Raw genomic sequence first — 9789 nt, 5'->3', positions numbered from 1 at the left:
CCCCCAGGCGCCCTTCCCCGTCCAGACCGTGTCCGTCACACCCCGTCCCGCTTCGCCCGACTTCGAACCGCCGTGCTACCTGGTCACGCTGGTTCCGCAGCATTGGACGTTCACCGCCAGGCATGACGAATCCTTGTTCCAGGCCGCGCGCCGCGCCGGGATTCGGCTACCCACGCTATGCCGCAATGGCACCTGCCGCACGTGCTTCTCCCGAATGGAAAGCGGCAGCGTGCGCTATCTCGTCGAATGGCCCGGGCTGAGCGCCGACGAAAAACGAGAAGGATTCATCCTGCCCTGCGTGGCAGTGGCGACGTCGCCCGTGGTCATGCTGAACCCTTACGCCGAGAAGATCGAGCAAGCGCCACGCTAAGCGCGCCTGGCGCGCAACGCGCCGCTCTCCAGGAATAGATCGGCCAGCGTTTGCCGCAGCCAAACATGCCCGGGATCACGGTGGTACCGGGCGTGCCAGTACTGGTTGACCCCATAACGTTCGATCGGTAGCGGCGGCGGATACATGCGCAGCCCTTCCTGGCGCGCGACGATCTCTCCCAGCAGCCGCGGCACGGTGGCGATCAGGTCAGTCTGGGAGATCACCGCTGCCAAGCCGAGATAACTCGGCAAATGCAGCACCACCCGGCGGGACAGCCCGGCGCGCCGTATCGCCTGCTCGACGATCAATTGACTGGTGGTGGATGGGGAAACGTCGACGTGGTCCTCGCGCGCGAAGTCGGCACGCGCAAGGCGCTTGCCGACACGCGGGTGCCGCGGACTGGCGACGCAGACGAAATCCTGTTCGAACAGTCGTTGGCGATAGAAACCGGCATCCAACTGCGGCATGAATCCGATCGAAAGATCCGCCTCGCCCCTCGTCATTCGCGCCGGCGTCTCGGCATTGATGCGCTGGACCTCGATGCGCACGGCCGGGGCCACCTTGCGCAGGTGAGTGACGATGCGCGGCAGCAGCACGATGTGGCTGATGTCGGTCATGCTAAGCCGGAAAACGCGCTCCGAGGCCTCGGGCCGGAAGACAGGCGGCTCCAGCAAGGCCTGCATGGCGGCCAGCGCGGCGCTGATGCGGTCCTCCAGTTCGAGGGCGCGCGGCGTGGGTTCCATGCCCCCAGGCGTGCGCACGAAAAGCGGATCATCGAACAGCTCCCGCAGCCTGGCCAGGAAAAAACTCATGGTGGACTGGCTCATGCCCATGCGTTCGGCCGCCCGCGAGACGCTTCCCGTGCGCCGGATTTCATCGAACACCCGGAGCAGCTTGATATCGATATTCTCCAACTATGACCACCATTCAAATCGATTTTTTCGATGGAGACTATCGATAGGCTTCCATGGAGTCAAGCGAGCACGCTCACTAAGATGGCCGCCATTCATGAGGCACGAGGGAGACAGAGAATGACGACTCAACCCAAAGCTGCCGCCATCGTGGTGGGCGGGGGCATCGGCGGCCTGGCCGCGGCATTGGCGCTTGCCAAGGAAGGCGTCGCGGTGGAGCTGCTGGAGCAGGCCCCGACCATCGGTGAAATCGGGGCCGGCATCCAACTCGGCCCCAACGCATTCGCAGCGCTGGACGCGCTCGGCGTCGGCGAAGCGGCCCGCCGGCGCGCAGTCTTCACCGAACGGTTGATCATGATGGACGCCGTGGACGCCACGGAAGTCGGCAGCTTCGAAGTCGGCGACGCGTTCCGCAAGCGCTTCGGCAATCCTTACGCCGTCATCCACCGGGCCGACATCCACCTCTCTATCCTGGAAGCCGTGCAAGTCCATCCGCTCATCCGGTTCAAGACCTCGACCCGGGTGCAGGCACTGGAACTCGGCGACGGCCAGGCCACCGTCATTGACCAGCGCGGGGAACGCCATACGGCCGACGCGGTCGTGGGCGCGGACGGCGTCAAATCGGTCATCCGCGAAATCCTGATCGGCGATGAGGCCAAGGTCACCGGCCACGTCGTCTACCGCGCGGTGGTGGACGAAGCGGACATGCCTGCAGACCTCAAGATCAATGCGCCCGTCCTCTGGGCAGGTCCGAACTGCCACCTGGTGCATTACCCGCTGCGCGCGGGCGCGCAGTACAACCTCGTCGTCACCTTCCACAGTCGCGAGCCGGAAGTCTGGGGCGTGCGGGAAGGCAGCAAGGAGGAGGTGCTTTCCTATTTCGAAGGCATCCACCCCCGCCCGCACCAGATGCTCCACCGCCCCACTTCGTGGAAGCGCTGGTCAACCGCCGACCGCGACCCCCAATTGCGCTGGGGCCGCGGCCGGGCCACGGTCCTAGGCGATGCCGCGCACCCCATGACGCAATACCTGGCGCAAGGGGCGTGCATGGCGCTCGAAGATGCGGCCACGCTTGGCGCGGCAGTGCGTCATTGCGATGGCGACCTCGAAGCCGCGTTCCGCCTCTATGAAAACTCGCGCATCACGCGTACTGCGCGCGTCGTACTTTCTACCCGCGCCATGGGCACGCTTTACCACGCGAAGGGCATCGAACGGCTGGTGCGCAATTCCCTGTGGGCCGGCCGCACGCAGGACCAGTACTACGACGCCGTGCAATGGCTCTACGGATGGCGCGCCGAGAACTGCCTGAATTTCACGCCCATCCAGGCGTAACGGCGCAAGGCCCCCGCCGCCGTCCTGCAAACGGCGGCTGCACGCTGAACCATGACTAGGAAGGCCGACCGCCGGAAGCTTTCCGATAGGGGCGATGCAAGGGCGCTCCGGAAACACCGGGGAAAACGATAGACAAGGCCAACCCATCGAGCGCAGCGTCGCGGCCAGCGACCAAGGTGGCTCCGAGCCTCATCAGCAACGCAACTATGTGCTGCCGCAGGCTCTCAAATGAGGCGTCGCCGCACCGGCCCAATTCGTCCAGGCTCATGGGAACGCTTGGATGAACGCTCGCCGTACTGCCGTGCACGACCAACAGCTCTACCCGCTCGCCAACCAGGCGGGCGCTCACCACGATGCGCCGGTTTACACCGGGCCAGCGTGCAACACACTCGATCGCAGATGCAACGAGCGACGCCACGTCATCCGCATGCCCTCGCACGAGCAAAGGATGGCGGGGCAGATCCGCATCGACGTGGCCTACATACGCCTCCGGCGAGAGTTGATGCGTATCCACCACATTTTCGGCGATCAAGCCTAGGTCGCATAGTGGGGCCGAGGCGACGCCCCTGGCCGATTCGCGCGCACGGTCTACCATAGCATCCCCGCGAAAAAATGACCCCGCCAGTATGCGTTTCGTTGACTTTGTATTTCGCAAACAATACATAACGCATGGGCGCAAGCGTGGCGAAGGCGCCGCGGCCGAAAACAAAAAGCCCTGCCGCGCCGGCAGGGCTTTCCAAGCGTGGAAGAAAGGCAGGCGAATGGATTAATAAGCGCTGGCTTGGGTCAGCAGGTCCAGGGCGTCCTGCTCCAGCTTGAGTGAAGCAGCGGCCTCGAGCGAGTCGAGTTGCGCCTCCGATGTGGCGCTCGCGATGGGGGCAGTGACCGCGGGTTGGTGGAGCAGCCAGGCCAGGGCGACCGTGGCGGGGGTGGAACGATATTGCGCAGCCACCTCATCCAGGGCCGCCAGGATGCGGGCCCCGCGATCGTTCAAATAGGCACCGACCTTGCTGCCCCGGGCCTTGCCCTCCAGGTCGGCCGCCGTCCGGTACTTGCCGCTGAGGAAACCACTCGCCAGCGCATAGTAATTGATGACAGCGACATGGTTTTTCAGGGCCACCGGCGCGAGCTCGGTTTCGAACGCCTGGCGTTCGACCAGGTTGTACTCGGGCTGCAGGGTGGCGTAGGCGGCCCAGCCGTTCGCCCGGCTCACGTCCAACGCTTGCTGGAAGCGTGCGGCCCCATAGTTGGAAGCCCCGATGGCGCGGACCTTGCCGGCCCGTACCAGCTTGTCGAAGGCTTCCAACGTTTCCTCCAGCGGGACGCTCTGGTCGTCCTCGTGGGCCTGGTAGAGGTCGATGTAGTCCGTCTGCAGGCGACGCAGCGAACCTTCCACCGCCTTTTCGATGTAGGCCGCCGACAACCCTCCGGCGCTACCTTCCACCGGCTTGCCCACTTTGGTCGCGATGATCACTTCGCTACGCTTGCCGCTGCGCCGGAGCCAATTGCCAATGATGGTTTCCGATTCGCCGCCCTGGTTGCCAGGCACCCAGCGCGAATAGGTGTCTGCGGTATCGATGAAATTCATCCCCCGGGCCACCAGCGAATCCAGGATGCGGAAGGAGGCGGCCTCGTCGAGCGTCCAGCCGAACACATTGCCGCCGAAAGCGATGGGAAATACCTGCAGTCCGGTAGTGCCGAGCGCGCGATAAGCCATGAATTTCTCCAACAAGACGAACCCTCGAAGGAGAAAATAGTAGGGGATTCCGGCAGGCGCTCCAAATGGCGCTGAATGCGGCGCTTCGGGGCTCGACGGTGACGTGCAGCCGCAGCGCAGGGAAAGCCCCTACCCCCCGGTGCGCACCTTGATCGCCTGGTGCCGCTTCTCCATTTCCTGCCGCAACTGGCGCCGCAGCTGGGCAGCCTCGAAACGCTGGCGCTCTTCTTCGGTCTGGGGTTCTAGCGGCGGTACCGGCACCGGGACGCCTGCATCGTCGACCGCCACCATGGTGAAGTAGCAGCTGTTGGCGTGGCGCACGGTCTTGGTCCGGATGTCTTCCGTCACGACCTTGATCCCGATCTCCATGGAAGTCCGGCCGGTGTAATTGACCGAGGCGTAGAAGGTCACCAGCTCGCCGACGTGTATGGGTTGGCGGAACACGACCTGGTCCACCGACAGCGTCACGACGTAGCATCCCGCATAGCGACTGGCGCAGGCGTAGGCGACCTGGTCCAGGTACTTGAGAATGGTGCCGCCGTGAACATTGCCCGAGAAGTTCGCCATGTCGGGCGTCATGAGAATCGTCATGGATAGTTTGTGCTGGGAGTCGTTCATGGCGGACCCTCACTGGCAAAGGAACCGCCCCATTTTAGCGACCGGCCGCCGCGCAGGGCCTTCCGGCGGTAACATGTCAGCCATCCCGTCCAACGGCGTCTCGCCTGCTTTCCCTGCATCGAGGACCTGCCATGTCGAGTCGTACCATCGCTCTCCTTCACCCCGGCGCCATGGGCGCGGCCCTGGGCGCCTGCCTGGTATCACGCGGGCACCGCGTGCTCTGGTGTTCCGCCGGCCGCAGCGCCGCGAGCGCCGCCCGCGCGCGCGAGGCCGGTTTGGAAGACGCGCTCAGCCTCGAGATAGCGCTGGGCGAAGCAGAGATCGCCATTTCGGTCTGTCCCCCGCACAATGCGCTCGAGCTGGCACAAGCCGTGGCCGAGCACAAATACGGGGGCCTGTTCATCGATGCCAATGCCGTCTCTCCCGCTACGGCCCGCGAGATCGAAGAAACGGTACGCGCCGCCGGTGCAGATTTCGTGGATGGCGGCATCATTGGCCTTCCGCCGCGCAAGCCCGGCACCACGCGCCTTTATCTTTCCGGGAACCGCGCAGCCGAAGCCGCCGCGCTGTTCGCCGGCAGCGCCCTGGGCGCCATCGCGCTAGACGGCCCGCCGGGCGCCGCCTCGGCGCTCAAGATCTGTTATGCCGCCTGGAGCAAGGGGTCGACGGCTTTGCTCGCGGGCATCCGGGCGCTGGCCCGCCACCAGGGCGTAGAAGCCGCGCTGCTGGCCGAATGGCACCAATCGAGCCCGCAGACGCCGGCCCGTTCGGAAGAGGTTGCCCAAAAGGCGGAGAAGGCCTGGCGCTGGGTCGGCGAAATGGAAGAGATCGCCGCCACCTTCGAAGCGGCGGGGCTGCCCCCGGGCTTTCATCTCGCGGCGGCCGACATCTACCGGCGGCTGGACGTCTACAAAGGCGCATCCGAACCCCCGTCCATCGACGAGGCGCTGGACAAGCTCCTTCGCTGAGCGCTCAATGCATCGACCTTCGCTCGCGAAGCGCCGATGCGCCATCCCTTCCACGCCGCAGGCTGCGTAGGCTTCACGCCTTGAACCAGCCGAGACAAGCCGCCGGCACCAGCGTTCCGCTTACCCACCATGCTCCGTGGCGGTAAAGCGCCGAGGCGCGATGCCCTGCGCCCGGCCTGACTGCCCAGAGCTGCCCGGAAGCATCGCTCCACAAGAGCGTCGCATCGATCCTCGCCAACGCCATCAACGCCTCCGGTGCGGCCACGCCGGGCTTGAACATCACTAGGACGGCGTTTGCCTCGGGAGACGGGCGCATCGACCAAGCCATGGTGATGACTACGGCAGCGAACAGCGCCGTGCAGCCCGCGCGCCCGTTGCGGGGCGTCCCGCCTCCTCGATGCCGTCGCAACCAAAAGGCAACAGCCAGCGCCCCGGCGCCGAATACCGCCAGCCACGCCACGTCCCAGAGCAGCGGATTCGCGGCATCCATGCGTATGCGATGGATACCCAACACCCAATGGGACAGCACGGCGTCTGCCACGTGCCAGGCTCCGAACCCGATCAGCACATCTGCCCACAACGACCTTCCGGCTCCAGGCAACCCGTATTGCGTGCGGGTTCGCCACAACGCCCACAAACCGGCTATAGCAACGATGTACAACACCAAGTGGAAAAGGCCGTCTGCCAAGACCTGCGCACGCAAATCGGTCCATGGTGCGCCCTCCACCCCGCTGAGCAAGTGATGCCACTGCAGGATCTGGTGCAGGAGAATGCCATCGAAAAATCCGCCCAATGCGAGGCCCAGCAACCAGCCAGCCCAGCGAAAAAGCATCGAAGGTGTCCATGTCACCTCCGCCAAGCGCTCGCTTTTCATGAGAATTCCTGATCGACCGCGAACCCGACGAGAAATGCCCTTGCTGCAGCACGGCTCTCAGAGATCACGATGACCACCGGCCCATCGGACATTCCTCGAAAGTCCACCGTCATGCCCAGACACCCAGCCGACCCGAGCCTGCGACCGGCCGTTGCGGCCGCAGCACCTTTCATACCTGCGCAATGCCGAGTGGCTGACGCGGCGATCGCAGCGAGTGCTCATCTGTAGCACAATAGAGGGCACGGGCGACCTCGCGCCGCCCATTCTGATCCCTCGAATTCCATGCCTGTCATCACCTGCATCGAAGACCTCCGGCAACTCGCCAAGAGGCGCGTGCCCCGCGCTTTCTACGACTACGCCGATAGCGGTTCCTACACCGAAAGCACCTATCGCGCCAACTCGGAAGATCTAGCGGCCATCAAACTGCGCCAGCGCGTCGCGATCAACGTCGACGAACGCTCCACCAAGACCACGCTGCTCGGCCAGGAAGTCAGTATGCCGGTCGCCATCGCCCCCACGGGCCTCGCCGGCATGCAATGGGCCGACGGCGAAATCCTGGGCGCCCAGGCTGCGGAGAAGTTCGGCATTCCGTTCACCCTGTCCACGATGAGCATTTGCTCCATCGAAGACGTCGCGGCAGCCACGACCAAGCCGTTCTGGTTCCAACTGTACGTGATGCGCGACCGCGAGTTCATCGCATCGCTGATCCAACGCGCGAAGGCGGCCAAGTGCTCGGCCCTCGTGCTGACGCTCGACCTGCAAATCCTGGGCCAGCGCCACAAAGACCTGAAAAACGGCATGACCGTGCCGCTTCGCCCCAGCCTGGCAAACCTGTTGGACCTCGCGACCAAGCCCGGATGGGCGCTGCGCATGCTCGGCTCCAAGCGCAAGACCTTCGGCAACCTTGCCGGCCATGTCAAGGACGCCGAGGGCATCAACAGCCTCGCGCGCTGGACCGCCCGCCAGTTCGATCCGACGCTGTGCTGGAAGGACGTGGAATGGATCAAGGCGCAATGGGGCGGCAAGCTCATCATGAAAGGCATCCTGGATCCGGAAGACGCGCGCATGGCCGTCTCTTGCGGTGCCGATGCGATCGTGGTCAGCAATCACGGAGGTCGCCAGCTCGACGGGGCGCTCTCCTCCATCGCCGCCCTGCCGGCGGTCGTGGACGCCGTCGGCCATAAAACCGAAGTGCTCTTCGACGGTGGCGTGCGCAGCGGCCAGGACGTGCTCAAGGCGCTGGCGCTAGGCGCGCGCGGCGCGATGATCGGCCGTGCCTTCCTGTACGGCCTAGGCGCGATGGGACGCCCCGGGGTCGATGCCGCATTGAGCATCATCCAGCGCGAGCTAGACGTCAGCATGGCGCTGACGGGAACGCGCACCATCGAGGAAATCGGGCCCCACATCCTGGCCCGCCGCTAGCCTGCGCCGGGCAAAGCCGGCTTCACAGGACTGGGGCGAACATTCTCGCGACGTGCATCACCACGCGGGGCAGCAAAGGAATGCGCGCCCACTCGTCCGGCTTGACCTCCTCGGCCCGGGCGAAATCGGCGACGAGCATCGCCTCCACCTGCGCCGCGAACGCCTGGCTGACGGTCAGCACCGTCAGCTCAAAGTTGAGCCGGAAGGAGCGGTTGTCCAGGTTGGCGCTCCCCACGGCGGCCGTATCGTCATCGATCAGCACCACCTTCTGGTGCATGAAGCCGGGCTGGTAACGATACATCCTGACGCCCGCACGCACGGCTTCGTAGGTATGGAACAGCGAAGCCTGGTAGACCATGAAGTGGTCTGGACGGCAGGGCACCAGCACCCGCACGTCCACGCCGCGCAGGACCGCCAGCCGCAACGCCGACTGCACGGCCGAATCGGGCACGAAGTATGGGGAAGCCAGCCAGATGCGGCGCCGTGCGGCATGAATGGCCTGCACGATGTACAACGACCCGGTTTCCTGGTTGTCCGCAGGCCCGCTCGCCACGGCCAAGCATTTCATGTCGCCCGGGGTGGAGTCGGGCATCCGCGTTTCCGGCAGCTCCTCGGTGACCCAATACCAATCTTCGCTGAAGGTACGCTGGACCTGGGCAACGATCGGCCCCGACAGCCGGACGTGGGTGTCGCGCCAGGGCGAGAGCTTGGGATTCTCGCCCAGGTACTCCACGCCCACGTTGTGTCCACCCACGAACGCGACCTGCCCGTCCACCACGACGATCTTGCGGTGATTGCGGAAGTTGAGCTGGAAGCGATTGCTAAAGCGCCGTATTGCAAAAGCGTGGACCTGGACGCCTCCTGCACGCAGGGCTTCCACATAACTGCGCGCAAGTGCATGACTGCCGATGCCGTCATACAAAAAGTAGACCTTGACGCCGGCAGCGGCACGTTCGAGCAGGCGTTTCTGCAGCTCGCGCCCCAGCCTGTCGTTGCGGACCACGAAGAACTGCACCAGCACGTAATGCTCGGCCCGCGAGATGGCCTCGAAGATCGCATCGAAAGTTGCCTTCCCGTTGCACAGAAGGGAAACATCGTTGCCAGCCAAGAAGCGGCGACCGACCAGGCGGTCCAATGCAACGAAGCGGCGCAGCTCCGGATCTGCAGCGGCGTCACAGCGTGCATTCACCGTCACGCGGGATTGATTGACCTCCGCCTCCGTGCGGGCCCGCGCGCGGGCGCTATTGAAGCGATGCTCGTCCACGTAGCCCGCGAAACGGCTGCGGCCGAGGAACAGATAAGGGATAAGCGTCAGGTACGGAATGGAAACGAGCGCCACCGCCCAGGCCACCGCACCTTGTGAAGTGCGCGTGTTCATGACGGCATGGCACGCGGCGATGATCCCCAATATGTGGATCGCCGCAACCTCCAAACCGATCGACAGCAAAGTTTCCGCCATGGATGGCCGATCTCCGTTGTTGCCCGGCCGTATGTTATAGCGTTCTCATGGCGCCAACGGCGCCCGCGGCACGGCCTGGGGGATGGTCAGTCGTCGCCGCGCGGATCCAGTCCCGGAA

General features: G+C 64.8%; 10 protein-coding genes. 5 read left to right on the top strand and 5 right to left on the bottom strand.

Annotated features, from left to right (window positions below):
* The first annotated feature begins 79 nt into the window (after positions 1-79).
* Positions 80-370, top strand: a complete 291-nt coding sequence (locus tag IRZ12_RS12180) for a 2Fe-2S iron-sulfur cluster binding domain-containing protein (RefSeq protein WP_296468773.1) — start codon at positions 80-82, stop codon at positions 368-370.
* On the opposite strand, the gene IRZ12_RS12175 is transcribed toward IRZ12_RS12180, so the two are convergent.
* Positions 367-1284 (bottom strand): LysR family transcriptional regulator, encoded by a 918-nt coding sequence (locus tag IRZ12_RS12175; protein ID WP_296468771.1) that lies wholly within the window; start codon positions 1282-1284, stop codon positions 367-369. The two genes, IRZ12_RS12180 and IRZ12_RS12175, sit on opposite strands and share 4 nt — an antisense overlap.
* Before the next feature lie 117 nt (positions 1285-1401).
* Between IRZ12_RS12175 and IRZ12_RS12170 the strand changes: the two genes are divergently transcribed.
* Together IRZ12_RS12170 and IRZ12_RS12165 are read left to right on the top strand one after the other, a co-directional pair.
* Positions 1402-2613 (top strand): 3-hydroxybenzoate 6-monooxygenase, encoded by a 1212-nt coding sequence (locus IRZ12_RS12170; protein WP_296468768.1) that lies wholly within the window; start codon positions 1402-1404, stop codon positions 2611-2613.
* Between the two features lie 280 nt (positions 2614-2893).
* Positions 2894-3151 (top strand): hypothetical protein, encoded by a 258-nt coding sequence (locus IRZ12_RS12165; RefSeq protein ID WP_296468766.1) that lies wholly within the window; start codon positions 2894-2896, stop codon positions 3149-3151.
* A 228-nt stretch (positions 3152-3379) separates the two neighbouring features.
* Here IRZ12_RS12165 and IRZ12_RS12160 read toward each other — a convergent pair whose 3' ends face one another.
* Entirely contained in the window at positions 3380-4330 is a 951-nt protein-coding gene (locus IRZ12_RS12160; RefSeq protein WP_296468764.1) for an aldo/keto reductase, read from the bottom strand.
* 129 nt (positions 4331-4459) lie between these two features.
* Positions 4460-4948, bottom strand: coding sequence for an acyl-CoA thioesterase (locus tag IRZ12_RS12155; protein WP_296468762.1), 489 nt, complete (start codon positions 4946-4948; stop codon positions 4460-4462).
* A gap of 131 nt (positions 4949-5079) precedes the next feature.
* Between IRZ12_RS12155 and IRZ12_RS12150 the strand changes: the two genes are divergently transcribed.
* Positions 5080-5916, top strand: coding sequence for an NAD(P)-dependent oxidoreductase (locus IRZ12_RS12150; RefSeq protein ID WP_296468760.1), 837 nt, complete (start codon positions 5080-5082; stop codon positions 5914-5916).
* Positions 5917-5989: 73 nt separating this feature from the next.
* Here the strand turns inward: IRZ12_RS12150 and IRZ12_RS12145 are convergent, their stop codons facing one another.
* Complete coding sequence (locus IRZ12_RS12145; RefSeq protein ID WP_296468757.1) at positions 5990-6790, bottom strand: DUF2243 domain-containing protein; 801 nt, start codon at positions 6788-6790, stop codon at positions 5990-5992.
* A 282-nt stretch (positions 6791-7072) separates the two neighbouring features.
* Between IRZ12_RS12145 and IRZ12_RS12140 the strand changes: the two genes are divergently transcribed.
* Positions 7073-8212 carry an alpha-hydroxy acid oxidase gene (locus IRZ12_RS12140; protein WP_296468755.1) on the top strand — a complete coding sequence of 380 codons (1140 nt, stop codon included), beginning with the start codon at positions 7073-7075 and terminating at the stop codon, positions 8210-8212.
* A gap of 22 nt (positions 8213-8234) precedes the next feature.
* On the opposite strand, the gene cls is transcribed toward IRZ12_RS12140, so the two are convergent.
* Complete coding sequence (gene cls, locus IRZ12_RS12135; protein ID WP_296468753.1) at positions 8235-9671, bottom strand: cardiolipin synthase; 1437 nt, start codon at positions 9669-9671, stop codon at positions 8235-8237.
* Positions 9672-9789: the final 118 nt, after the last annotated feature.

Source organism: Pigmentiphaga sp. (genome assembly GCF_019689535.1).
Classification (GTDB): domain Bacteria; phylum Pseudomonadota; class Gammaproteobacteria; order Burkholderiales; family Burkholderiaceae_B; genus Pigmentiphaga.
This window is presented reverse-complemented; position numbering and strand designations above follow the sequence as displayed.